General features: G+C 61.8%; 20 protein-coding genes. 9 read left to right on the top strand and 11 right to left on the bottom strand.

Annotated elements, in window-relative coordinates; genetic code table 11:
- Positions 1-226 precede the first annotated feature (226 nt).
- The 4 genes from ILFOPFJJ_RS19980 to ILFOPFJJ_RS19965 are packed head-to-tail and all read left to right on the top strand — an operon-like array spanning position 227 to position 4,391.
- Entirely contained in the window at positions 227-1,399 is a 1,173-nt protein-coding gene (locus tag ILFOPFJJ_RS19980; RefSeq protein WP_376741429.1) for a sialidase family protein, read from the top strand.
- On the top strand, positions 1,396-2,352 hold the full coding sequence (gene pdxA / locus ILFOPFJJ_RS19975; protein ID WP_173512295.1) for a 4-hydroxythreonine-4-phosphate dehydrogenase PdxA: 957 nt from the start codon (positions 1,396-1,398) through the stop codon (positions 2,350-2,352). Before ILFOPFJJ_RS19980 ends, pdxA begins: the two co-directional genes overlap by 4 nt.
- Complete coding sequence (locus ILFOPFJJ_RS19970) at positions 2,345-3,256, top strand: dihydrodipicolinate synthase family protein (RefSeq protein WP_173512294.1); 912 nt, start codon at positions 2,345-2,347, stop codon at positions 3,254-3,256. Before pdxA ends, ILFOPFJJ_RS19970 begins: the two co-directional genes overlap by 8 nt.
- Before the next feature lie 10 nt (positions 3,257-3,266).
- A complete protein-coding gene (locus ILFOPFJJ_RS19965; protein WP_173512293.1) occupies positions 3,267-4,391 on the top strand; it encodes an iron-containing alcohol dehydrogenase in 1,125 nt (374 codons plus the stop codon).
- Between the two features lie 195 nt (positions 4,392-4,586).
- On the opposite strand, the gene ILFOPFJJ_RS19960 is transcribed toward ILFOPFJJ_RS19965, so the two are convergent.
- The 3 genes from ILFOPFJJ_RS19960 to ILFOPFJJ_RS19950 all read right to left on the bottom strand — a co-directional run bounded on the left by ILFOPFJJ_RS19960 (position 4,587) and on the right by ILFOPFJJ_RS19950 (position 8,002).
- Positions 4,587-5,312, bottom strand: a complete 726-nt coding sequence (locus ILFOPFJJ_RS19960) for a FadR/GntR family transcriptional regulator (protein ID WP_173512292.1) — start codon at positions 5,310-5,312, stop codon at positions 4,587-4,589.
- On the bottom strand, positions 5,312-6,364 hold the full coding sequence (locus ILFOPFJJ_RS19955; RefSeq protein ID WP_246299689.1) for a four-carbon acid sugar kinase family protein: 1,053 nt from the start codon (positions 6,362-6,364) through the stop codon (positions 5,312-5,314). The genes ILFOPFJJ_RS19960 and ILFOPFJJ_RS19955 overlap by 1 nt, the downstream gene beginning before the upstream one ends.
- A 345-nt stretch (positions 6,365-6,709) precedes the next feature.
- Entirely contained in the window at positions 6,710-8,002 is a 1,293-nt protein-coding gene (locus ILFOPFJJ_RS19950) for an NCS2 family permease (protein ID WP_173512291.1), read from the bottom strand.
- A gap of 431 nt (positions 8,003-8,433) precedes the next feature.
- Here ILFOPFJJ_RS19950 and ILFOPFJJ_RS19945 point away from each other — a divergent pair, with 431 nt between their 5' ends.
- From ILFOPFJJ_RS19945 to cueR, 4 genes are all read left to right on the top strand, one after another.
- Entirely contained in the window at positions 8,434-8,631 is a 198-nt protein-coding gene (locus tag ILFOPFJJ_RS19945) for a heavy-metal-associated domain-containing protein (RefSeq protein ID WP_173512290.1), read from the top strand.
- 77 nt (positions 8,632-8,708) lie between these two features.
- On the top strand, positions 8,709-9,218 hold the full coding sequence (locus ILFOPFJJ_RS19940) for a DUF4396 domain-containing protein (RefSeq protein WP_173512289.1): 510 nt from the start codon (positions 8,709-8,711) through the stop codon (positions 9,216-9,218).
- Between the two features lie 131 nt (positions 9,219-9,349).
- Positions 9,350-11,857: a heavy metal translocating P-type ATPase gene (locus tag ILFOPFJJ_RS19935; RefSeq protein WP_246299688.1), complete on the top strand. Its 2,508-nt coding sequence runs from the start codon at positions 9,350-9,352 to the stop codon at positions 11,855-11,857.
- A 164-nt stretch (positions 11,858-12,021) separates the two neighbouring features.
- Complete coding sequence (gene cueR, locus ILFOPFJJ_RS19930) at positions 12,022-12,489, top strand: Cu(I)-responsive transcriptional regulator (protein ID WP_173512287.1); 468 nt, start codon at positions 12,022-12,024, stop codon at positions 12,487-12,489.
- A gap of 149 nt (positions 12,490-12,638) precedes the next feature.
- Here the strand turns inward: cueR and ILFOPFJJ_RS19925 are convergent, their stop codons facing one another.
- From ILFOPFJJ_RS19925 to ILFOPFJJ_RS19915, 3 genes are all read right to left on the bottom strand, one after another.
- The gene (locus ILFOPFJJ_RS19925) at positions 12,639-13,388 is read right to left on the bottom strand and encodes an FkbM family methyltransferase (protein WP_173512286.1); all 750 of its coding nucleotides are present in this window, start codon (positions 13,386-13,388) and stop codon (positions 12,639-12,641) included.
- 126 nt (positions 13,389-13,514) lie between these two features.
- Positions 13,515-13,979 (bottom strand): cyclic nucleotide-binding domain-containing protein, encoded by a 465-nt coding sequence (locus ILFOPFJJ_RS19920; protein ID WP_173512285.1) that lies wholly within the window; start codon positions 13,977-13,979, stop codon positions 13,515-13,517.
- A gap of 93 nt (positions 13,980-14,072) precedes the next feature.
- Positions 14,073-16,784 (bottom strand): ABC transporter transmembrane domain-containing protein, encoded by a 2,712-nt coding sequence (locus ILFOPFJJ_RS19915; protein ID WP_173512284.1) that lies wholly within the window; start codon positions 16,782-16,784, stop codon positions 14,073-14,075.
- Between the two features lie 311 nt (positions 16,785-17,095).
- Between ILFOPFJJ_RS19915 and ILFOPFJJ_RS19910 the strand changes: the two genes are divergently transcribed.
- Positions 17,096-17,764: a class I SAM-dependent methyltransferase gene (locus ILFOPFJJ_RS19910; protein ID WP_173512283.1), complete on the top strand. Its 669-nt coding sequence runs from the start codon at positions 17,096-17,098 to the stop codon at positions 17,762-17,764.
- Positions 17,765-17,772: 8 nt separating this feature from the next.
- On the opposite strand, the gene ILFOPFJJ_RS19905 is transcribed toward ILFOPFJJ_RS19910, so the two are convergent.
- The 5 genes from ILFOPFJJ_RS19905 to ILFOPFJJ_RS19885 form a co-directional block, all read right to left on the bottom strand.
- Positions 17,773-18,900: a glycosyltransferase family protein gene (locus ILFOPFJJ_RS19905; RefSeq protein ID WP_210267486.1), complete on the bottom strand. Its 1,128-nt coding sequence runs from the start codon at positions 18,898-18,900 to the stop codon at positions 17,773-17,775.
- Positions 18,897-20,144, bottom strand: a complete 1,248-nt coding sequence (locus ILFOPFJJ_RS19900) for a glycosyltransferase family 4 protein (RefSeq protein WP_173512281.1) — start codon at positions 20,142-20,144, stop codon at positions 18,897-18,899. The genes ILFOPFJJ_RS19905 and ILFOPFJJ_RS19900 overlap by 4 nt, the downstream gene beginning before the upstream one ends.
- 4 nt (positions 20,145-20,148) lie before the next feature.
- Positions 20,149-21,363, bottom strand: coding sequence for a glycosyltransferase family protein (locus tag ILFOPFJJ_RS19895; RefSeq protein ID WP_173512280.1), 1,215 nt, complete (start codon positions 21,361-21,363; stop codon positions 20,149-20,151).
- 77 nt (positions 21,364-21,440) lie between these two features.
- Positions 21,441-22,616 (bottom strand): ABC transporter permease, encoded by a 1,176-nt coding sequence (locus tag ILFOPFJJ_RS19890; protein ID WP_173512279.1) that lies wholly within the window; start codon positions 22,614-22,616, stop codon positions 21,441-21,443.
- A complete protein-coding gene (locus tag ILFOPFJJ_RS19885) occupies positions 22,613-23,611 on the bottom strand; it encodes an ABC transporter permease (protein WP_173512278.1) in 999 nt (332 codons plus the stop codon). Before ILFOPFJJ_RS19885 ends, ILFOPFJJ_RS19890 begins: the two co-directional genes overlap by 4 nt.
- Position 23,612: the final 1 nt, after the last annotated feature.

The following is a 23,612-nucleotide window of genomic DNA, read 5'->3' as shown; positions in this document are numbered from 1 at the left end:
CTCCTCTCGCTCACTTGAAACCAGACTGGATCAACGCCACCAATTTGTCAACTCATGCATTGCCATTTCCGCGGCCGCATTTTTTTCCAAGACTTATATTATTGATATTACGCGATATTTTTGCTTTTATGTGTGAACAAGCACTTCTGATTTGACCATATTCAACTTGACAACATCTGATTCTTTTGAATTCTTTTTGCACATCGACAGGAAAGGGAGGAGAGAATTGACGCCCGAAGAGATCGGAAGACGCATGGACGGGCACCTCGTCCCCGCAGGCACGGACCGTCAGGAAGCCTTTCTGCCGTCGCCCAAGATTCATAATCACGCGTCGTTCCTGGCATTCCTGCCGGATGGCTCGCTTGCCTGCACCTGGTTTGCCGGGACACTCGAGGGCAAATCGGACATCTCCATTCACCTCTCGGTCCTTGCGCCCGGAAGTGGCACCTGGTCGGATACAGTCCAGGTCACCGATGATCCGGATCGTTCCGAACAAAATCCGATGATCTTCGTTCGCCCCGACGCGGGCGTCAGCCTGTTTCACACGGCGCAGCCATCGGGAAACCAGGACGAAAGCCGTGTGCGCGAAGGATCCCTGACCCTTGAGAACGGAACGCTCTTTTCCGGGCCGGCCCGAGACCTTGGGCTCGCAGCCGGGACGTTCATCCGGTCGACAATCGTCCGACGTGACGATGGCGCGTGGATGCTGCCTCTATTTTTGTGCAACCCTCGCCCTGGCGCGCGCTGGACCGGCACGCACGACACCGCGGCCGTGGCGGTCAGCAGCGACGAAGGTGCGAGCTGGACGGTGACAGAAGTTCCGCAGTCCTACGGCTGCGTCCACATGACGATCGTGCCGCTCGACGGCAATGAAATGGTCGCGTTCTTCCGCCGCCGCCAGGCGGACTTCGTCTACCGTTCGACGAGCCTTGACGACGGGCGGAGCTGGACGGCGCCGGAAGCGACGGACGTGCCCAACAACAATTCCTCGATCGCCGCTGTCCGTCTCGCCGACGGACGCGTGGCGCTGCTGTGCAATCCGGTCTCAGCAGCAACCTCGAGCGATCGGCGCGATTCGCTCTATGATGAACTTGGCGAGGACGATCATCGCCCGAACGCCGAGGGCGGAATAACGCCGATCTGGGGCGTCCCCCGGGCGCCGCTGACGCTTTGCGTTTCGACGGACGGCGGCAGGACGTTTCCGCTTCGGCGGGTGGTCGAAGATGGGCCGGGCACCTGCCTTTCGAACAATTCGCTCGACGGGCGGAATCACGAGCTTTCCTATCCGACGCTTCTCGAGGACGGAGAAGGCAACCTCCACATCGCGTTTACCTTCCATCGACGCGCGATCAAATACGTCCGCCTCGCCAGGAGCTGGATCGACGGAGACCCGAAATGAGCAATATCGTTGGCATAACCATGGGCGACCCGGCAGGCGTCGGACCGGAGATCATCGTCAAGTCTCTTGCCGAGATGAGTGCCGCCGATCGGGCCGCAACACGGGTGTTCGGGAACCTGGCGCAGCTCGAGGCAGCAAAGGCAGTTCTCGGCATCGAACTCGACCTCCGCGACATCATCGAGGACGTTCCGGTCGAAGGGGCACCGCTACCCTGGGGGAGACTCAGCGCGGTCTCCGGCGACGCGTCCTTTCGGTTCATCGACCTTGCCGTCAAGTCTGCGATGGCCGGGAAGATCGGCTGCATCGTCACGGCGCCGATCAACAAGGAAGCGCTGAACTCGGCCGGGCACCACTACGACGGTCATACCGGCATGCTGACGGCGCTGACCGGCGCGAAATCCGCCTTCATGCTGCTGGCGTCGGAGCGGCTGAAGGTCATCCACGTCTCGACGCATGTTTCGCTGAAGGACGCGATTGGGCGCGCCAAGCCCGAGCGCATTCTGGCGACGATCAGGGCGGGGAACGAGCATCTCAAACGCATCGGCTACGAGAAACCCAGGATCGCCGTAGCCGGCATCAACCCCCATTGCGGAGAAAACGGCCTCTTCGGAACGGAGGACGATGAACACATCACGCCGGCCGTGGCCGAAGCGCGCGCGGAAGGCATCGACGTGCAGGGCCCGATTTCGGCGGACACGGTTTTCCACCGCGCCTACCAGGGCGGTTTCGATCTCGTCATCGCGCAATATCACGACCAGGGGCACATCCCGATCAAGCTGGTCGCCTTCGACACGGCGGTCAACGTGTCGGTGGGCCTGCCGATCGATCGGACTTCGGTCGATCACGGGACGGCCTTCGACATCGCTGGTACGGGCAAAGCCAACCACGTCAACATGAACGCCGCTATTGCCTACGCGCGCAAGCTTATCGCTGGGAAGAACGCAAATGTCTGATTTCGAAATTGGCGGCGTGTTCTGCGCCGCAACCACAGCCGTAACGACCGATGGCAGGCCGGATTTCCGCCTGTTCATCGACCATTGCCGAAAGCTGTTGGACGAAGGCTGCCACGGCATCGCCCTCTTGGGCACCACCGGAGAAGCCAATTCCTTCGGATTGAAGGACCGTATGGAAATTCTCGACCGGGCCATTGCCGGCGGCATCCGTCCGGAACAGCTCCTGCCGGGAACGGCCCAATCGGCCGTCGCCGACACGATCGAACTCACCCGCCACGCCATCCGGGCTGGTGTGCGCGGCGTCGTGATGCTGCCGCCCTTCTACTACAAGGGCGTCAGCGCCGAGGGCATTTATCGCGCCTATGCCCGCATCATCGAAAGCGTCGGCGACGACCGGCTGAGGATAGTGCTCTATCACATTCCCCAGGTTTCCGGCGTGGCGATCCCGCATGAGGTCATCGGCCGTCTTCGCGAAGATTTCCCGGGAATCGTCGTCGGCATCAAGGACAGTTCGGGCGATCTCGAAAACATGAAGGCCATTGTCAAGACCTTCCCGGACTTCGGCGTGCTCGCAGGGGCCGACCCGTTGCTGCTGCCGTTGCTCGAGGCGGGTGGCGCCGGCTGCATCACCGCAAGCTCGAACCTCGTTGCCGCCGAGCTGCGCCTCGTCTTCGACAACTGGAACGTCGCCGGCAAGGAGACGGAGGTGAAAGCCGCCCAGGAGAAGATCGTCGCCTGGCGCGAACTGACCAATGCCTATGTCCAGCTCCCGACCGTCAAGGCGCTAGTTGCGCGCCGCCGGGGCGACAATGGCTGGCTGCGCGTCAATCCGCCCCTCGTGGAGCTGACGGACGCCGAACGCGACGCGGTCTGGGCCCGCATGACGAAGCTGGAACAGGCCTGAGGAGCCGATCATGGACGGAATGGCGAGACCGATTACGCTCCACCAACCGAAGCGCCTCGAGATCGGCGCCGGTGCCTCGGCAAGGCTCGGTGCCTTGGCCGAGAGCACCAAGCGCGTCCTGATCGTCGCGTCGGTACACACGATCGGCTTTGCGGAAAGGCTCGGCCTCGGCAACAAGGCATCGATCTTTTCCGATGTTCCGGCCGAACCGGACGACAGGGCGCTCGCCTCCGCCCTGGAGGCTGCTCGCGCGCTCAGGCCGGACCTCGTTGTCGGTCTCGGCGGCGGCTCGGTGCTGGACGTTGCGAAACTGGTCGCGGCCCTCTGGGACGGCTCACAATCGCTCGACGACGTCGTCGGACCGAACAAGGTCGAAGGCCGCCGGACCCGGTTGGCGCAGGTGCCGACCACGGCCGGCACGGGATCCGAAGCCGGTATCCGGGCGCTGATCACCGACAGCGCGACCCATGCCAAGAAAGCGGTCGAAAGCCCGCACCTGCTCGCGGATATCGCCATCCTCGATCCGGAATTGACCTGGTCCGTCCCGCCGGCGGTGACTGCGGCGACAGGCATCGACGCCATGGCGCACTGCGTCGAAGCCTTCACGAATATCCGCGCGCATGATCTCATCGACGGCTATGCCCGCATGGGGATCCGGCTCGTCGGCAAGTATCTCGCGCGTGCGGTGGCGAACGGACGCGACACGGAAGCGCGCGCCGGCATGATGCTCGCATCCTACTACGGCGGCATTTGCTTGGGCCCCGTGAATACGGCTGCCGGCCACGCCCTCGCCTACCCGCTCGGCACGCGGCTTGGACTGCCGCACGGACTGGCAAACGCCATCATCTTCCCGCATGTGCTCGCCTACAACGCTCCGGTGCGCAAGGAAAAGACCGCGGAAGTCCTCGATGCGCTCGGACTTCCCGCGCTCGACGATCACGCGCAGGTCCTCAAGGCTGCCTACCGCTTTTGCGAGGAGCTCGGCGTGGAAATGCGTCTGTCGGCTCACGGCGCCGATCCGGACGCTCTGGAGATTTGGGCAGGCGAGGCTCACGCCATTCGCCGGTTGATGGACAACAATCCGCGCGAGATGTCTGTGCGTGACGTGCTGGACATCTATAGGGCCACGTTCTGACGAGCCGCGGGTCACACGTTCACCTGAGATCCGTGATGACGGGTCACCGGGTCGGCACTGGACTGCCGGCGATAGACGCCGGCCGAAACCATGCTTTGCCGACCCGATCTGCGAGTATCCGTGCGCGGGCCGGACATCGACACTCAGTGGGTCGTGAAAACGAGTTGAGTGCACGTCACGGACAGGCATGGAAGGTCAGCCGCCCTGCGTGTACTCCGGACGCCGGCCCTCGAAAAGCCGATCGCGAGAACCGCGGATATGCTGGCGCATGAGCTCGCGTGCCTGGTTCGGTTTTCGGTCACGAATGGCCTCGTAGATCGCCGCATGCTCGTCGTAGACATGACGCAAGCCAGTCACAGAGTTTTTCAGCGACAGGCCGTGGAACTGCATGCCGATGGCGATGTGATCCTTGAGCGCTTCCATCGCCGTCGAGAAGTAGCTGTTTCCGGACGCTTGGGCGATTGCCAGATGGAACATGAAATCGGCGTCCTCCCGATGGCGCTGCCGATTGGTCGCGTCCTGCAAGGTCTCGAGTGCAAGCCTGATCACCCGGATCTGCGTTTCGCTGTGCCGCTCGGCAGCAAGCGCCGCGGCCTCGGGTTCCATCGTCATGCGGAACTCGTAACAGTTCTGCAGGTCGGCGATGTTTTCGAGCGGTCCGAAGCCAAGCGGCTGCCGCAAACCCTGAATTCGAACGAAACTGCCGGCCCCCTGCCGCGAGTAGACAAGGCCCTGATCGCGAAGTCTTTTCAGGGCATCGCGAACGACCGGGCGGGAGACCTGGAACTCCGCCGCCAGCTCATGTTCGGTCGGCAGGCGCTCGTCGCTCTGATAGGCACCCGATTTGATCGCGTGCTGCAGCCGTTCGAAGACGACCTCGCTCAGGCTCTTGCGGTGCGAAAGCTGCTCTCCGGCGCGCATCAGGCCAACACCTCTTTCCTCGTCATGGCGCGGACGACCTTGGAAAGCGTGTCGGAATCGCCAAAGCCGCCCGATTTGGTAATGTAGAATCGGCCGTCATGCTCGGCAACCGGAAGGCCCGGAAGCACTTCCCCGACCAGGCGGAGAACACGAATGTTCTCGCGTTCGAAATAGGCTTCCGCCGTCGCACCGCCGCAGAGCAGCATCGTCCGGCATCCGTCGACAAACGCGGCCGCGGATCGCGCGAGCGCTGCAGCCACATCCGACGCCCTGGCCGGCGGCATGCCCTCCACCGCCTGTATCAAAGTCACGTCCTTTGCGTGCTCGGAACCGCGACGGACCTGTTCCACCTGTCCCGCAGGCGCCGCCAGATAGAGGAGATCGGGTACGGCACGCCGCAGTTCCTCGACCTGCGCCACGGTGATCGGATCCCGGGAGCCTATGGCCATAAGCAGTTGCCCCTCCCGCGCGGCAAAGGGCTCCGCACGCGGCCTGCCCGTCCTGCTCGCCAAGGCGTTGGCGAGCGAAAGCGCGCCGACGAGAAGATCGCCGGGGCCAATCCCATCGACTGCAACGCTCATCTCCTCGACCGTCCCGGTGTCCGGCACGACGGCGCGATCGGCGACGACACCCAGGCGGTCGGCAACGGAAATCGGTTGATCGACCCCGAAACCGCGGATCTGGCCATCGCTGACGACCCGGCCGAATTCCGGGATCGCCGGCAAGACAACCGCCCTTGCAAAATCCAGAACGGAAAGCTCCGCCTCGACGTTGCCCTTCAGGCGCGAATCGACCTTCTTGAAGATCCGCATGCCCGGTGCCATCGCCCGCTGCGCGAGCAGAACGCGTCGCGCGGCCTCTGCCGCGTCGATTTCGCGGCTACGCGTCGTAACCGCGATCACGTCGGAGCCGCGCTCGATCGCCTCGCCAAGCGCGCTCTGGTCTGCGACGACATCGACCGAGAAGCCATGAACAGCGAAGGGCGCCGCCGTATCCAGCGCGCCGGTCAGGTCATCGGCAATGATCAAAAGCCTGTTCTGCATTGCATCCATGCGGCATCCAATTTTTTACAAATTCCCAAGCGAACGATGCAGAATCGCGCTCATTTTTCCCTTTCAAATCATGGCAGAACCTGTGACGAAGGCAACATATTTTTTACAAGTATAGGACAAGTTGAAACTCCAATTTCCGAGCTTCGCGAGCGCCGGGTATCGATAGGAACGAGAGGCGAAGTCGACTCTAGATATGCTCCTGACAACATCAGTAGAGGCCATCTCGGCCAGACCGATCAATCAACAAAAGGAAAGGCCGAACCTGCTCAACGCAGATCCGGCCGACTTCGTTGTCGGAACAAGGAAACAAAGCGGGCCGGAAACCTCCGCCCCGCCGTCAACCGTTCAGCCGCCGAAGAACGCGAAGCGAACGACGAACAGGGCCGCAACGATCTGCGTTGCCGGGTGGATGACGTTCCATTTGCCGGTGAACACCTTGAGCACGACGTAGCTTACGAAGCCGAAGGCAAGGCCGTTGGCGATCGAATAGGTGAAGGGCATGGCGATCGCGGTCAGCGCCGCCGGTGCTGCCTCGGTCAGATCATCCCACTCGATTTCGGTGAGCTCGCGCATCATCAGGCCAGCGACATAGAGCAGCGCCGGCGCCGTTGCGTAAGACGGAACCGCCGCGGCGAGCGGCGAGATGAACAGCGCGGCGAGGAACAGTACGGAAATGACCAGCGCCGTAAGACCGGTACGGCCGCCGGCCTGGACGCCGGAAGCGCTCTCCACATATGCCGTGGTGCTGCTCGTGCCGATCAGCGAGCCAGCGATGATTGCTGAACTGTCGGCAAGCAGAGCACGGCCGAGCCGGCTGGGCTTGCCTTCCTCGACCAGCTTCGCGCGCTTGGCGACGCCGATCAGCGTGCCGGTCGCGTCGAACACTTCGACGAGCACGAAGACGAGAATGACATGGACCAGCCCGCCATGCAGCGCACCCATGATGTCGAGTTGCATGAAGGTGGGGGCGATGCTCGGCGGCGCCGAAACGATGCCCTTGAACTCGCTGACGCCAAGCAGCATCGACAGGACCGTGACGACGAGAATACCGATCAGGATCGCGCCGCGGATCTTTAGGGAATCCAGTACGGCGATGACGAAGAAGCCGAGGATCGCGAGCAAGGGCCCGGTCTGCTTGAGGTCGCCGAGCCCGACGAGCGTCGCCGGGTTGTCGACGACGATACCGGCGTTCTTGAGCGCGATGATGCCGAGGAACAGACCGATACCGGTCGCAATGGCGCTGCGCAACGAATGAGGAATGCCGGCAATCAGCCAGCTTCGCACGCCCGTGACCGTCAGCAGCAGGAAGATGAGACCGGAGATGAACACGGCGCCGAGCGCCTGCTGCCAGGTGAAGCCAAGAGCGGCGACGACGGTGAAGGCAAAGAAGGCGTTGAGCCCCATGCCCGGCGCCATGCCGATCGGCCAATTGGCGACGAGAGCCATGACTGCCGAGCCGAGCGCGGCGGCAAGACAGGTCGCGACGAAGATCGCATCGCGATCCATGCCTGTCGTCGACAGAATGTCGGGGTTGACGAAGATGATGTACGACATCGTCAGGAATGTCGTGAGGCCGGCAACCAGCTCGGTGCGGGCGGTCGTCCCATGCTCTTTCAGTTTGAAAAGTCGTTCAAACATTTTTCCTCCCTTGGCAGACGCCTCACGACGCAGCCGAACGACAGCGGCCGGGCAGATGCTCCTCCAACGTCCCGACCATTTGTATTTTTAACCGACCCGGAATTCAAAACGTCAGGCGGCCATTTCGGCCCTTCGGCCCGCACCGGATGAGCGCAGCGAATGCCTCATGCAGAGCGAAATGATTGTGCGTCGTCGCGCGAAGGATCGCTAGCCACCCATTTCGACGGCACGGGCGAAAGACTTTCAAATTTTTCAGCGCAGTGAGGACCACGCCGCTTTCTCATGTTGGCGCGGATCGCTCCCCGGCGGGCGGCACAAAAGCGGCATTATGGCCCGCTGAAAAGCCGCCGAAAATTTCTTGCGACGAGGCCTTGACCTTCCAACGATGGGAAGCTCCATCTTCATCCCATAGCGAAACAAAGGAGACAAGCATGCAACGCTACAAGATCGACGACATGAGCTGCGGCCACTGTGTCAGCACGGTGGAAAAGGCGATCCGGGGGATCGATCCGGCGGCCAAGGTCAACGCGGATCTCGGCACGAGGGAGGTGAGCGTCGAAACCACTGCTGACAGCAGCGCCATCGTACAGGCGTTGAAGACGGCCGGTTACGACAGCCTGCGGCTGTAAAGCTGGATGCGGTCGGCGCCCCGCCACAGCCGGAGCGCTGACCCTCTATCCCATCGACGAAGAATCGGAGCTTGAACATGCAACAGCACCGGCACGCCCATTATCACAGCCACGGCGGCGGTTCCGCTACCGTGTCTGCCGCAGCGACATCGCTGAACCGATTGGCTTTTTCCGCCACCGTGCACTGTCTGACCGGCTGTGCCATCGGTGAGGCGTTGGGCATGGTGATCGGCACGGCGCTTGGATGGGGCAATATGGAAACCGTCCTGTTGGCCGTCGTGCTGGCGTTCATCTTCGGTTATGGGCTGACGATGTTCCCGCTGCTGCGGGCTGGCATGCCATTCGCCGCCGTGCTCAAACTGGCGCTCGCTTCGGACACGGCGTCGATCGCAATTATGGAACTTGTCGACAACGCAATGATGCTGGTGATTCCAGGCGCAATGGACGCTGGTCTCTCTTCGCCACACTTCTGGATCAGCCTCGCCGTATCGCTCGTTATCGCCGGCGCCGCCGCCTTTCCTGTCAACCGCTGGCTGATCGCCCGCGGCAGGGGGCACGCCGTCATCCACGCCCACCACAAGCATTGAAACTACGACGCATTTTCGGACGGCTGAAAAAGCGAGCGGACGGGCAAGGCAAGCTTGACCTTCCCATCGCGAGAAGCCTCATCCTGGTTCGCAATCACATTTGCAAGGAGCACGACATGGGATCGGTGACGATGATCCAAACAAGAAATGCCGAACCGATTGCCGGGTCTGCAAGAACCGCCAGCATTCCGGTGGAAGGCATGACCTGCGCCTCCTGCGTCGCGAGAGTGGAAAAGGCCATTCGCGCGGTGCCGGGCGTCATGTCGGCTTCGGTCAATCTGGCGACGGAGCGGGCCGACGTGCGCTTCGATGCAACGGCGAAACCCTCCGAAATCGTCAAGGCGATCGAGAATTCGGGTTATGGCACCTCCGAAGAACTCCTCGAACTCGGCATTGAAGGCATGACATGCGCATCCTGCGTTGCGCGCATCGAAAAAGCGCTGAAGGCTGTGCCGGGAACCGTCGAGGCGAGCGTCAATCTTGCCACCGAGCGGGCTACCGTTCGCGTGATCAAAGGGCTCGCATCCGTTGACGTGCTCATCGAGGCCGTGCGTGGCGCCGGCTACGATGCCAGGCGCATAGCAGGCGGGCATGACGTCGACCAGGAAGCGGAGAAACGCGAGCAGGAAAGCCTTCGCCTGAGGCTCGCTCTCGTAATCGCCGCGCTGCTGACGCTGCCTGTCTTCGTCCTCGAAATGGGGGCGCATTTCATTCCGGCGATCCATGATTTCGTCATGACCCGCATCGGCATGCAGGAGAGCTGGTACCTGCAGTTCGTTCTCGCGTCCCTCGTCCTTTTCGGCCCCGGCCTTCGTTTCTTTGAGAAGGGCATTCCGGCGCTACTGAGAGCCGTACCGGACATGAATTCGCTGGTCGCGATCGGCACGCTTGCGGCTTGGGGCTATTCCGTCGTTGCGACCTTTGCATCCGGCCTGCTCCCGGCGGAGACCACCAACGTCTATTATGAAGCAGCGGCGGTGATCGTCACGCTGATCCTGCTCGGCCGCTTTCTCGAAGCGCGCGCCAAGGGCCGCACATCGGAGGCGATCAAGCACCTCATGGGCCTCCAGCCCAAGACCGCCCGTGTCATCCGCAATGGCGAAACGGTGGAAATTGCGATCGGCGACGTGCACGCGGGTGATATCCTTGTCGTCCGCCCCGGCGAGAAGGTCGCCGTCGACGGCATGGTCGTCGAGGGCAATTCCTATGTCGACGAATCAATGATCACCGGCGAGCCGGTCCCCGTTCAGAAGACGGAGGGGGCCGAGGTCGTCGGCGGCACGATCAACAAGACCGGCTCCTTCAGCTTCCGTGCCACCAAGGTCGGAACGGACACGGTGCTCGCGCAGATCATCCGCATGGTCGAGCAGGCCCAGGGCGCGAAGCTGCCTATCCAGTCGCTTGTCGACCGCGTGACCGCCTGGTTCGTACCCGCCGTCATGGTAATCGCTTTCGCAACGTTCCTCGTCTGGCTCGTCTTCGGCCCGGATCCCGCTTTGACCTTCGCGCTCGTCAACGGCGTCGCCGTGCTGATCATCGCCTGCCCCTGCGCGATGGGGCTCGCCACCCCCACTTCCATCATGGTCGGGACCGGCCGCGCGGCCGAATTGGGCGTGCTCTTCCGCAAGGGCGAGGCACTGCAGACGCTGCGCGATGCCGAAATCATCGCAATCGACAAGACCGGAACGCTGACCCGGGGGCGGCCCGAACTGACCGATCTCGAGACCGCAACGGGCTTTGAGCGCGATGCCGTTCTGGCCTTGGTCGCCGCGGTCGAGAAACGCTCCGAGCATCCGATCGCGGAAGCCATCGTCTCCGCGGCAAAGGAGGCCGGTCTCGCGGCCGGCGAAGCGGAGCAATTCGAGGCGATCCCCGGCTTCGGAACCCGCGCCAATGTTGCTGGACGAACCGTTCATATCGGCGCAGACAGGCTGATGGCGCGCGAGGGTATCGACGTCACCGTCTTCGCCGATCACGCTCGCCGCCTCGGTGACGAAGGCAAGAGCCCGCTTTACGCGGCGGTCGATGGCAAGCTCGCGGCAATCATCGCCGTCGCCGATCCGATCAAGGAGACGACGCCGCAGGCGATCCGCATGCTGCATCAGCTCGGCCTCAAGATCGCGATGATCACCGGCGACAATCGCCGCACGGCGGAGGCAATCGCCCGCAAGCTCGGGATCGATCAGGTCGTCGCCGAGGTTCTGCCCGAGGAAAAGGTCGCCGCGCTGCAGCAGCTGAAGACGACGGGACAAAACGTGGCCTTCGTCGGCGACGGCGTCAACGACGCCCCGGCGCTCGCCGCAGCCGATGTCGGGCTGGCGATCGGCACGGGAACGGATGTCGCCATCGAGAGCGCCGACGTCGTGCTGATGTCCGGCGACCTCCTCGGCGTGCCGAATGCCATCGCGCTTTCGAAGGCCACGATCCGCAACATCAAGGAGAATCTGTTCTGGGCCTTCGCCTATAATGCCTTGCTGATCCCGGTCGCCGCCGGTGCGCTCTACCCGGCCTACGGCGTGTTGCTTTCGCCCGTCTTCGCGGCCGGGGCCATGGCGCTTTCCAGCGTCTTCGTGGTCGGCAATGCGCTGCGTCTGAAGAGCTTCAGGAGCATCTCGCGTGAGAGCGCCGCAGTTCGATAGCGCCTGGCGCCATTGGCGCCTTGCGAGCGAGAGTCCTATATCAGCGGCATATGCTGCATTGTTCATTGAAACAGTGAGAGAATGATCCAACTCTTTGAATTACCGCAATTCCGGACGGGAAACTGTTGCACGCTTTTCCTGGAATTGCCCTGAAAGGTGATGTCATGAATATCGGCGATGTCGCGCGCGCCTCCGGCGTCTCGACGAAAATGATCCGCTACTACGAGACGATCGGCCTCATTCCGCCTGCCCACCGCAGCGAAGCCGGTTACCGCAACTATGGCGCCAACGACGTCCATACGCTTCGCTTCATCCGCCGCGCGCGTGATCTCGGGTTCACGGTCGAGCAGATGACGGATCTGCTTGCACTCTGGCGCGACCGCTCCCGCGCAAGCAGCGAGGTCAAGAAGATCGCGCTCGATCAAGTGGAAATCTTGGAGCGCAAGGCGGAAGAACTGAAGGCGATGAGCCGGACGCTCAAGCATCTCGCCGCCCATTGCCACGGCGACGAGCGGCCGGATTGCCCGATCCTCGATGACCTTGCCGAAGCGGAAGCGAACTCCGGGAAGGCACAGGAACCAGCCCGTTTCGGCCGCAACGGTATCGATCCGCTGCGGATCAAGGCACGATGAAGCCTGCAGAGTTCGCCCTCCAAGTCACGATGGGAACGACGGCGCGGCCAAGAGCCGCTTCGCCGTACCGGCGGAAATGGAGGCCGGCGCGGCCGACTGTGTCCTGCGAACGCGCCCCAGCGGTACACGGTGCCAGGGAGCGCCTGCGGTCATTTCGCGACAAAGAGCAGATCGAAGCCCCTGAATTCGCGCCCCGCCACCGATTTGCGGATCGCCGCCCAGATGGCGGACGGGTTTTCGAGCCTGAACCCGCGAAAGCTCCGGATTAGGCGCACGGTGGCCGCGATCGTTCGCAGCGCGCGGGTGAACCGTGGACCGGATAGGGAGGCGGCGAGGATCTGCGGATGCACCGCGATCAGCACGCCCGCCGTTCTCTTGCGGTCGATCGCCCGGAACTGATCGAGCGCCTTGTACTCGTAGCCTTCGATGTCAATCTTGAAGCAGAGCCGTTCCGTCCTTGCCATTTTCTGAAGGTCGGCAATGGTGACGGTTTGCGCCGTCACTGCCATGCCGGTGTCGTCGGCAATCAGCGCCGAGGTTTCGGAACTGCCGAAGCCGCCGCCGACCGAGTGCAACACCAGGCATTCGTCCTCGGAGAGCGCAGCGTTGATGAGCTTCACCTCGCCCGCATTTTCGCGTTGCATCTGCGTGAGTATGTCGAAGCACACCGGATCGGGCTCGACCGTGATGACATTGTCCGCGATCTGTGCCGTCCAGTAGGGCGTTACGCCGATCCAGCCGCCGATGTCGATGAACGTCGTCGTCCCGTCGACGAGGCGCTCTATGTTGCGGAACGTACCGGGCTCCCACTGGCCACCTTGCAGTCGGGCAAAGAAGCGCGCCTTCTCCGGCTTCTCGGGGAAATAGACGGTCTTCTGAAAATAGGTTATCGCGCGCATCGCGCCTCTTTAATGCATTTCGGGGCGACGTGTGAAGCGGTTCCCCAGGGAAATGCGAGGAAACAAAGAGTTAGGGCAATGCTGCGCCGCTGCCCGGTTGCAAACATCAACGCGGCCGAGTGGTGCTTACGCCTCTGCCCTCTGAGCGCGGCTGCGCGCCTCGGTGAGTTCGGAGGTGGTCTGGCTGAGGCGGTCGGCGAGCACGCGCATGATTTCCACCGCCATCTCCGGGAAGTCCGCCAGCAATTTCAGGAAATCGTCCTTGCGAATGCGCAACGCTTCGAGCCCCGTACTTGTCTTGACGGTAGCTGTGCGCGGCGTGTTGCAGAGGATGGCGATCTCGCCGACGATCGAATTCTGTTCCACCTCGGCGACTTTCAATTGTCCATTTGGCGTCGTAACCAAAACATCGGCTTTGCCGGAGAGGATCACATAGGCCGCGTCGCCGATATCGCCTTGATGAAACAGATTTTCTCCCGCGCTGTACATTACCCTGTCGGAGGTGAATGCCAGAAGCTTGAGCTTGGCGGGTGGTAAGCCGGAAAACAGCGTGATCCGGCGCAGCATTTCCACTTCATCTTTTAGGAGCATAACAGTCCGCTTCTCCGAGTGTGTCGCGGGCATAAGCACCCTTTCCCCCCGGCGAGCGGGAAAATATGCTTGCGCCTTGACACTAATACTACATCAAGATGCCAGTTCCTTATAGTCGCTGTCTTTCACGCGTGTTTCCACAGCTTCGTCGCTCACGAGCCGCCCGTTTTCGAAGTACGCCTCGCGGTCGAACAATTCGGAAAGAGCCGGATTGGCGAGAACCCAGACGATCGCCGGCTTGCGTTCGTCCTGGCGCAGGAAGGCAAAGACGTTGCGGGTGATCTGCTCCTGTGCTCGCTGGTCGAGCGCGAGCAGCGGTTGATTGAAGATGTAGAAGTCCGACACGCGGATCAATGCGCGCGCAAGGTTGAGTTTCTGCCGCTGGCCCGCGGTCAGCCGCTTGCCGCCCGCGCCGACGTTGAAGTCCAGTCCGAAGGCAAGCACATCGTTGTAGAGCCCGAGTGACTCGAAGAGATCGCGCACGATTGCGCGGATTCTCTCGGAACCGTCGGTGTGCTTGTGGCCGATGCGACCGAAGAGCACGTTATCGATGATGCTGGCCGAGGCTATGTAACGGTTCGGCTGGTAGTGCTCGATGATGCCGACGAGATCCTCGGGCAAACCTTCGCTGAACTCCCGCCGCGCCTCGACGATCTTCGTCATCAATTCTTCCGACAACAGGCCGAAGCGGTGGCGTGGCTCGATATAGCCGAAGCACAGACGGATGATCTTGATGGCATCATCCTCGGAAACTTCGTCGAGCGCTCGTCCCCTCACCTTCTGGAGCAGCGCTTCATAGACCGGAATCTCTTCTGCCGCCATGAAGGTGAGTTGCTGGAAGAACGGGTGGTCCGGAGGCAGGTCGCGGAACAGTTCGACGACGTTGCCGGCAATTTCCAGGCCCATCTCGTAGAAGATCTCGTGCAGCCCGGCTCTTCTCAAGACCGTCTTGAAGAAGGGGTGATCTTCGAGCGCCTTTTCCCAGCGCGCATGATCGGTCACCGTCCCGAAGAGCAGGTTTTCGCCGACCGTCGCCTCGATATTGTAGGAACCGGGTTCGAAGAACACGACGAGATCGCTGAGCTTCTCGGCTTCGAGGCGCCTGCGAAGGGCTCCACGCATCTCCACGATTTCAGCGGCAAAAGCTTCGTGTTCCTCGGGATTAATGGTCGCGCGGCCCGCAAGCGCCATGATGTCGTTCGTGAGAAGCACGGTATCGAGCACAGCTCTGACCTTCGCGAAGAGATCGTCCGGGCCGGTCGCACCCGCAGCCCCATAATCGATCCAGTCGCTGTTGAGATCGAGCGAGGGATTGCCGGCAAGTTTTGCTTCGAGCACCTCCCACCGACGATGGGCAGCCTTGTCGCCCTCGTAAGCCACCTCCTGCAGAGGCGCGTGCTTGAGGCCGTAAAGCAGATTGTCGCCAAGGCTGCCCTGGAAGGTGTAGACCTCCGACGAGGCGTAGGAGATTCGCCGTCCGACGACCGATTCCGGCATGTCGTGGATATCATCGTCGCCGACGACGATCCTGCCGCTTTCGGGCCATGTCAGGCGTCCGAAGGCCTCGGCAAGCGCCTCTCCCCCGCCGGTCGAGCCGCCCGTGATCGCGACAGCTTCGCCGGGGCGCACCTGGAGCGACACATGTTCCACGAGCTTCGAACCGCCGTCGTCGGCGACAGAAAGGTTGACGGCTGCAAGCGCTCCCGTGATCGGCGCGGCAGCGGTGACTGAGATCGCCTGGACGCCTGGATCGATCAACGGCTGGACACTGAACTGCTCGACGACCTGGGCGTACTTGACCTGCACGTCCTGGCGCGCCTGGTCCCAGTCAATGAGTTCTTTCAGGGGACCGGGCAGGTCCTTATAGGCACCGATCACCGCAACGAGCTGGCCGATATCGAGCCGGCCCTGCAGGGCGAAATAGCCGCCGATCGAGTAGAACAGGAACGGAGTGACCTGAGCCAGGAAGTTGTTCAGGAACTTGACCAGGAACTTCCACTGATAGAGATCATAGCGGATCTTGAATATCCGGCCGAGGCGGGCGGCGATGTCGGCTCTTTCATAGTTGGACGTATCGTGCCCGCGAATGGTGCCGATGCCGTCCACGATCTCGCTGACCCGGCCCGACAATTCGCGCGCCGTCAGTTGGCGTTCGCGCCCCAGGACGATCAGCCGCCGGCGCATGCGTGGGATGATCACCGCCTGTATCGCGACGATAAAGGCGGCGATGAGACCGAGCCACAGGCTCTGGAGCAGGATGAAGATCAGCGCGGTCAAGGCCTGGCCGCCAAGCAGCGCCGGCTGTACGAAGGCATCGCCGGTGAACCCGCCAAGGGGCTCGACCTCATCCTTGATCATGGTCGAGATTTCGGCGGGCTTCACGCGCTTGAAGTGACCCGGCGGGAAGCGAAGCACGCGGTCGACAAGCTCGAAGCGGATGCGCCGCAGGAGGCGCTCGCCGAGCCGGCCCTTGTAGGTATTGATGTAGAACTTGAAGAGCCCGTTGATGATGACGAGCAGCAAGAAGACAAGGCTGAGGGCAAGCAGCATTCCCTCCCGCTCAAGCTGAAAGCCCGAAAACAGATTGACCTCGCCAAAAAAGGGCAGATCGAAGGAAATCGGCAGGAAGGCCTGGGTTGCCTCGGGGCTTTCGAAACCCGCGCCCTGAATCGGTCCGTTGACGATCTGCTTGGGGAGATCAAAGGACAGGAAATAGGGTACCATCGACAGCGCAACGACCAGCAGTATCCAAAGCTGCTGCTTGCGTGTGTGAGTCCAGATGTAGCGGGAAAGACGTGTTTCCATGTGCCGGCAATGTGACCTAACTTAAATACGGATCGCCGAACCGATTTGGGCCGGCGGGTTCCTGTCGCAGATGGTTCCAGTCCACCAGATCGTCAATGGACTCGCGCATCGTCCACGAAATCGTGACTGCCCGGCATGAGAGCAGAGCCCTGCCCCATGTCAAGCGGACACGAACCGCTAATAAGATCCGTCGAACAGATCGCCCCTTCAGCAAAGCCTGACGGTCCCTTGCATATGTCGCGAGCATCTTCGGCCTGCGGCGTCCTCGCGCGTGGCTTGCACTCGCCTACCCGTCAGCTTACAACAGCCTCATGATGCATGCCACCCATTCTCCCCCCGAAGATTGGCACGAGAACGCCTATGATCTCGTACGCGGGATCGCCGTTTATTCCGGCAGCGCCGTCGTGGCGGGCATCGGCAAGGTGATAGCCAAGCACCGGGACGCGGACATCGCGAACGCGTTCAACTATAAACAGGTCGGCTGCAAAATCTGGGCGCGTGACAAGCTGCTCGAAAGCTCTGGCCCGGCCTTCGATCGAATCGCCGTGCTGGGCGGCTGGTACGGGATTTTGCCGGCAATGCTCTTCGAAGACGCGCGCTTCGACATCGGCACGATCGATAGCTACGACATCGATCCTGCGGTGGAGGAGGTCGCACGCACGCTGAATTCAGCGCATGGCGACCGGTTCCGGGCGATAACGGCGGACATGTATGCTCTCGACTACCGGACCATTGGGGCCGACTTGATCGTCAATACGAGCTGCGAGCATATTGCCGATCTCGGACTCTGGCTCGAGCTTCTTCCACGGGCGACCCGCGTACTGCTGCAGTCAAACGACTATTTCAGCGAACCGACCCACATAAGCTGCGTCTCGTCGCTTGAGGAGTTTCAGGCACGAGCCGGCCTGGCGAAACTTGACTTCGCGGGCACGCTGCCGATGAAAAAATACAACCGCTTCATGCTGATCGGGACGGTCTGACCTCCCGCTTACAGGTGCTCCCGGAGGATCGCTGCCGTCCGGGCGGCGCCGTCAAGATCAAGCGGCGGGACCTCCGGTTTAGGCCGGTCAAGCATCGCCTCGATATCGCGTGCGAGCCGATCGGACGTGATGTCTTCCTCCGGCAGAACGCGGGCAAGGCCGAGTCTTTCGAGCCGTATCGCACGTGTACTCTGCTCGGTTTCCCCACCCGCCGTGAAGGGAATGAGCAACGAGCCGCAGCCGGCGCGAAGAATATCGCAAACGGTGTTGTATCCGGCTTGAGAGACCGAGAGCCGGGCCCCGGCGAGCAGGGCCGCAAAATCCTGCCGAAAGCGAAAGAGACCGACGCCGGCCGGAGCTACGGCGGCGAGGGCATCGAAATCAGCCTGCGGCAGGTTGGGCCCGGTTACGAGGCACCAGCGAAGCGTCTTCGGCAGGATTGCTGCGGCTCCGAGCGCTGCGCCGATCAGATCCTTGCCGACGGCGCCACCACCCGCCGAAACCACGACATCGAATTTCTCCTTCGGTTCGGCAGGTGGCGGCGGTGCGACAAGACCGGTGTAGGCGACCTTCTGGGCGATCTCGCCCGCGAGCGGAAAAGTTTCCTCAAGCCGAGCAAACGCTGGATCGCCGTGGACGAGCACGAGATCGAAATGCGCCTTGACCAGTTCCACCGTCTCCTCTGCACGGCCGGGTTTGACCCGTTCCTGAAGAATGTCGCGCAGCGAAGTCGCCACCAGCGGCCGCCGCTCCATCGCCGCAATGGCATCCAGCAGCGGCAGCAGTTCGAAACGCATCTGCCTGCGGCCAAAGGGGAACGCTTCGATGATGACGACATCAGGCTTCGAAGCGTGCAGTGCCTCGATCAGCAGGTTCTTGCGGTGTTGCTGGAAAGCGTCCGTCACCGGATTGCCGTCGCCGTCGGTCAGACCGGAAAAGCCCTTGTCTCCGGCCGTTACCGACGGTAGCGCGACCGTCGTCAGGCCATCTGCCGGAAATCCCGGAACAGGCGCACCGCCGGTGACCAGCGTCACGTCGAACCCGTCGGCGGACAACGCTTTCGCGATCCGGCTCGCTCGTGCCAGATGCCCGATACCGAGCAGATGCTGCACATAAAAGAAGACGCGCTTGGTCAAGAGGCCTTGCTCCACTCGCTTTCGAAGAGCCCGATCAGTTGGCTCACACTCGCATGATGGTCGAACTCGGCGCGAACGCGCCGTTCGGCGGCCGCGCCAAGCTGGCGCCTGAGATCCGGGTCGCGAGCCAGCCGCTCGATCGCTACGGCGAGCGCACGAGGGTCTTCGGGGGGCACGAGAAGGCCGTTCTGATTGTCCGCCAGCAATTCCGGGACGCCCGAAACGGATGTCGAGACGCAAGGCAATCTCTGGCTCGACGCTTCGACCAGAACGTTGGGCAAGCCGTCGCGGTCACCATCGGCTGCAACCCGGCACGCCAACGCGAACATGTCGCTGTCGCGGTAATGCTGGAGCACGTCAGTCTGGTCGAGCGCACCTTTCCAGCTGACACGGTCGGCAAGGCCGAGTTCGCGGGCGATCTTCTTGAGGTCGCCGGCAAGTTCGCCCGCGCCGATATGCTCGAAGCGCCAGTTGAGATCGCCAGGCAAAAGCGACAAGGCTTTCAGCAGGATATCATAGCCCTTCTTGGCGACGGCGCGCCCGACGCTGACGATTCGAACGGGATCGGCAGGATCGGAGCCATCGCGGCCGGAGTGGTCGCCTCCAAAGGCCGGGAAGCGGTCCAGGTCGAGGCCATGATAGCTCAAATGCACCCTTGATTTCGATGCCGTCAGGCTTTGCAGGTACTCGAAGCCGCTGCGTGTGCAGGTAACAGTCCAGCGGGCCCGGTCGAGCTTTTCGGAAAGCTCCCAATCGGACGACGTCCAGATATCCTTGGCATGGGCGGAGCAGGTCCAGGGGACGCCTGCGATGATGCTGGCATAACCGGTCACCGAGGCGGGCGTGTGGATGAAATGTGCGTGAAGCCAGGTCGCGGCGCCCGGCCATTCGGCGACCAGTACCAGTGCCTGCCCGAACCGCCGGAACCGGTTGCGCGTCGGGTCGCGCATGAGGTCCGCAAGGAATAGGCCGAGCGCTCGCCAGAAGCCGGCTTTCGGCATCAGCCGGAGCCACGCGCGAAACACGCGCCACGGTTCCTCGTGCAAATATTCCGGCAAATAGTGGACGTCGGCGCGGATTTCGTCGTGCACGGGATGTCGCTTGCCATCGGTCGGACGACGGAGCGCGACCAGAACGAGTTCGTGCCCCGCCTTTTCGAGGCCAAGCAGTTCCTGCGCGATAAAGGTTTCCGACAGGCGCGGATAGCCTTTCAGGACGACGGCAATCTTACGATTTGGCGACACTGGCTCAGCTCGTTTGCTTCACGATGCTCAGGTGCTCTTTCGATCTATGATCGAGCCAGCTGCCGACAAGCTCGGAGATGTGGACAAGGCCCTCAAGCCTCAGGCCATTGGCGGCGCGCGACGGGGGCGCGCGTCCCGGCAACGCCTTCAACGCGGCCGCAAACCGCAGCGGATCCTCGGCCTCATCGGGAAGCAGCATCTCGACCAGGCCAAGATCGGACGCGCGTCGAGCGCGGATCAACTGCTCCTCGCGCGGCTCGAGACGCGGCACAATCAAGGCCGGTTTGTCAAAGGAGAGAATCTCGCAGTAGGTGTTGTAGCCGCCCATCGAGACCACCCCTCTTGCGCCGGCGATCAGTTCCTCCATGCGATTGTCGAACTCGATTATCTTGATGAAAGGGATACGACCGCCCTTCTTGATCAGCTTGTTGCGTTGCTTCGCCGGCATGTAAGGCCCGAGCACCACGAGAGCGTTGTACGTCAGTTCGGGATCCTGCTGATAGGCGTGGATCACGTCATGAATGAGTTCGGCGCCGTCACCGCCTCCACCGGTGGTGACCAGGATATAGTCCCCTTCCGGCCTGTGGTCGGGCAGCCCGTCATGCGGCACGCTTCGTTGCAGGAAACCGACGAAGTTCATGCGTTCGCGCACCGCCGCGGGCACCTCAAGGCCCACCAGCGGATCGTAAAAATCCGGCGGGCCATAAACCCAGATCGCATCGTAGAACTGCTCGATCTTGCGCATGGTGTCGCGACGCTTCCATTCGACTTCGAGCAGATGCGGCGCGTCCATGATCTCCCGAAGCCCAAGAACCAACTTCGTGCCGTGGGTCTTGAGATAGGTGAGTGTATCCTCGACCTCTCCGCGCAGGCCCATCGGCTCTTTGTCAACGATGAAGATGTCCGGCTTGAACGTCTCGGCCGTGGAGCGAATGATCGACTGGCGCATCTTCAGCGTCTCGTGCAACTCGATGTGCCGGTCGAGCGATGTGTATTCACCGTTTCTGAGTTTGATGACGCTCGGAATCTTCACGAAGTCAACACGCGCGCGATAATCAAAGGCTCCGGCGATCGTTGCACCGGAGATGATCAGGATCTGCAATCCGCTATAGTCTTCCACGAGCGCATGCGCGATCGTCCGACAGCGCCGCAGGTGACCGAGGCCGAACGTGTCGTGGCTGTACATGAGGATCCGGGCATCCTCGAAACGCCGTACCATGCGAAGAACCTTTCGCTCATTATTTAGAAAGCCTGCAACACGATACAGGGCCCGCGGCAGTCAATGGCATGCCGGCCTTATTTGTAGGGATCGGCCGCGTCGCGCAAGCCGTCTCCCAGGAAGTTGAACGCCAAAATCACAAGAATGACCGGTATAGTCGGAAAGAGCAGCCAGGGATAGAAAGCGATGACGCTGACGCTCTTTGCCTCCGTCAGCAGGATGCCCCAGCTCGTTATAGGCGGGCGCAGACCCAACCCGAGGAAGCTCAGCGCCGTCTCGCCGAGGATCATGCCGGGTATGGAGATCGTCGCGGTGGCAATGAGATGGGACATGAACCCCGGCACAAGATGTCGCCCGATGATGCGGCTGCTTCGCGCGCCCATTAGCTGTGCCGCAAGGACATAATCCTCCTCGCGCAGCGCAAGCAGCTTCGAGCGGACGGCCCGCGCAAGGCCCGTCCAATCGAGAAGCCCCAGAATCACGGTGATACCGAGATAGATGAGGATCGGGCTCCATGTTGCGGGCATGATCGCCGCGAGCGACAGCCACAGCGGAATGCTCGGAATCGATTGAAGCACCTCGATCAATCTCTGGACAATGAGATCGAAAACGCCGCCATGATAGCCGGCAAGCCCACCGATGACGATCCCGAGCACAAAGCTCACGGTAATGCCGAGAAGGCCGATGGTCAGGGAGATCCGCGCGCCGTAGATGATGCGCGACAGCACGTCGCGTCCCAGCCGGTCGGTCCCCAGGAGAAAGAGCTCGCCGCCCTCTGCGGGGCAGGCCAGATGCAGGTTGGTCTCGAAAAGACCCCAGAAACGATAGCTGTCGCCGCGGCAGAAGAAGCGGATCGGCTCCACGTCCGCGGGATTGTCCGCATAGTTCCGCTTCAGCGTATCCATGTCCAGTGTCATCGTCCGGCCGTAAACGAAGGGGCCGACAAATGCGCCGTCATGGAAAAGGTGAACGGGCTGCGGCGGCGTGTAGATGAAATCGACATTGCGCGTGTGGAGGTTGTACGGCGCCAGAAACTCGCAAAAGAGAATCATGACGTAGAGGATTGCCAGGAAAACGCCGGAGGCGAGCGCCAGCTTGTGCCGCTTGAACTTCCACCACATCAGGCGCAATTGCGACGCCTGGTTCACGCGCACCTGCTCCTCCGTCATGACCTCGACGGAATAGGGATCGAACGGGGCGGTGGATACGTAATGCGGCAGGGGTTCGCCGGGCGCCGGTATAGGTGACGTCACTTCGTACTCCTGCCTTGCAGACGGATTCTGGGATCGAGAACGGCGAGCGCAAGATCGGAAATCAGCACACCGATGACCGTAAGAAATGCGAGAAACATCAGGAACGAACCAGCGAGATACATGTCCTGGCTCTGCAGCGCCTTGATCAACATCGGCCCTGTCGTTTCAAGCGAAAGGACGATCGCCGTGATCTCGGCGCCGGAGATGATCGCCGGCAGGATCGAGCCGATGTCGGAGATGAAGAAGTTGAGCGCCATGCGCAACGGGTACTTGAGGAGGGTCTTGGTAGGTGAGAGCCCCTTCGCCCTCGCGGTGACGACATATTGCTTTTGAAGCTCGTCGAGCAGGTTGGCCCTGAGCCGCCGGATCATGCCCGCCGTTCCCGCCGCGCCTATGATGATCACCGGTATCCACATGTGCTCGAGCATCGACTTGGCCTTGTCCCAACTCATCGGCTCGGAAAGGTATTTCTGATCCATGAGATGGCCGATCGAGGTGCCGAACCAGATGTTCGCGAAATACATGAGGATGAGCGCCAGCATGAAATTCGGCACCGCAATCCCGATGAGGCCGATCAGGGAAAGTCCATAATCGCCCCAGCTATACTGATGCGTCGCGGCATAGATGCCGATCGGGAACGCGATGATCCAGGTCAGCATGATAGTAAAGAACGAGACGAGGATCGTCAGCCAGAGCCGGTCTCCCACGACCTCGCTCACCGGCAGTTCGTATTCGAACGAATAGCCGAAGTCGCCCTGCAGCATGCCGGCGACCCAATAGATGTAGCGCAGCACCGGCGGTTGATCGAAGCCGTACTCTTTGCGCAGCGCGTCGATCTGCTCCATGTTGACGCCTTCGCCCTGCGCCCTGATCTCGGCGATGTAGCTCTCGAAATAATCTCCCGGCGGCAGTTCGATGATCGCAAACACCAAGGCCGAGATAATCAGGAGAGTCGGAACCATCGCGGCGATACGCCAGAGAATGTATCGCAGCATG

The sequence above is a fragment of the Sinorhizobium psoraleae genome, assembly GCF_013283645.1.
Lineage (GTDB): Bacteria > Pseudomonadota > Alphaproteobacteria > Rhizobiales > Rhizobiaceae > Sinorhizobium > Sinorhizobium psoraleae.
The sequence above is the reverse complement of the archived record's forward strand: the minus strand, read 5'-3'. Positions and strand labels throughout refer to the sequence as shown.

Excerpts from the sequence above, each read along its gene's own strand:
- pdxA (WP_173512295.1), top strand. The coding sequence starts at position 1,396 with ATGAGCAATATCGTTGGCATAACCATGGGCGACCCGGCAGGCGTCGGA.
- ILFOPFJJ_RS19970 (WP_173512294.1), top strand. The coding sequence starts at position 2,345 with ATGTCTGATTTCGAAATTGGCGGCGTGTTCTGCGCCGCAACCACAGCC.
- ILFOPFJJ_RS19965 (WP_173512293.1), top strand. The coding sequence starts at position 3,267 with ATGGACGGAATGGCGAGACCGATTACGCTCCACCAACCGAAGCGCCTC.
- ILFOPFJJ_RS19960 (WP_173512292.1), bottom strand. The coding sequence starts at position 5,312 with ATGCGCGCCGGAGAGCAGCTTTCGCACCGCAAGAGCCTGAGCGAGGTC.
- ILFOPFJJ_RS19955 (WP_246299689.1), bottom strand. The coding sequence starts at position 6,364 with ATGGATGCAATGCAGAACAGGCTTTTGATCATTGCCGATGACCTGACC.
- ILFOPFJJ_RS19950 (WP_173512291.1), bottom strand. The coding sequence starts at position 8,002 with ATGTTTGAACGACTTTTCAAACTGAAAGAGCATGGGACGACCGCCCGC.
- ILFOPFJJ_RS19945 (WP_173512290.1), top strand. The coding sequence starts at position 8,434 with ATGCAACGCTACAAGATCGACGACATGAGCTGCGGCCACTGTGTCAGC.
- ILFOPFJJ_RS19940 (WP_173512289.1), top strand. The coding sequence starts at position 8,709 with ATGCAACAGCACCGGCACGCCCATTATCACAGCCACGGCGGCGGTTCC.
- ILFOPFJJ_RS19935 (WP_246299688.1), top strand. The coding sequence starts at position 9,350 with ATGATCCAAACAAGAAATGCCGAACCGATTGCCGGGTCTGCAAGAACC.
- cueR (WP_173512287.1), top strand. The coding sequence starts at position 12,022 with ATGAATATCGGCGATGTCGCGCGCGCCTCCGGCGTCTCGACGAAAATG.
- ILFOPFJJ_RS19925 (WP_173512286.1), bottom strand. The coding sequence starts at position 13,388 with ATGCGCGCGATAACCTATTTTCAGAAGACCGTCTATTTCCCCGAGAAG.
- ILFOPFJJ_RS19920 (WP_173512285.1), bottom strand. The coding sequence starts at position 13,979 with ATGCTCCTAAAAGATGAAGTGGAAATGCTGCGCCGGATCACGCTGTTT.
- ILFOPFJJ_RS19915 (WP_173512284.1), bottom strand. The coding sequence starts at position 16,784 with ATGGAAACACGTCTTTCCCGCTACATCTGGACTCACACACGCAAGCAG.
- ILFOPFJJ_RS19910 (WP_173512283.1), top strand. The coding sequence starts at position 17,096 with ATGATGCATGCCACCCATTCTCCCCCCGAAGATTGGCACGAGAACGCC.
- ILFOPFJJ_RS19895 (WP_173512280.1), bottom strand. The coding sequence starts at position 21,363 with ATGGTACGGCGTTTCGAGGATGCCCGGATCCTCATGTACAGCCACGAC.
- ILFOPFJJ_RS19885 (WP_173512278.1), bottom strand. The coding sequence starts at position 23,611 with ATGCTGCGATACATTCTCTGGCGTATCGCCGCGATGGTTCCGACTCTC.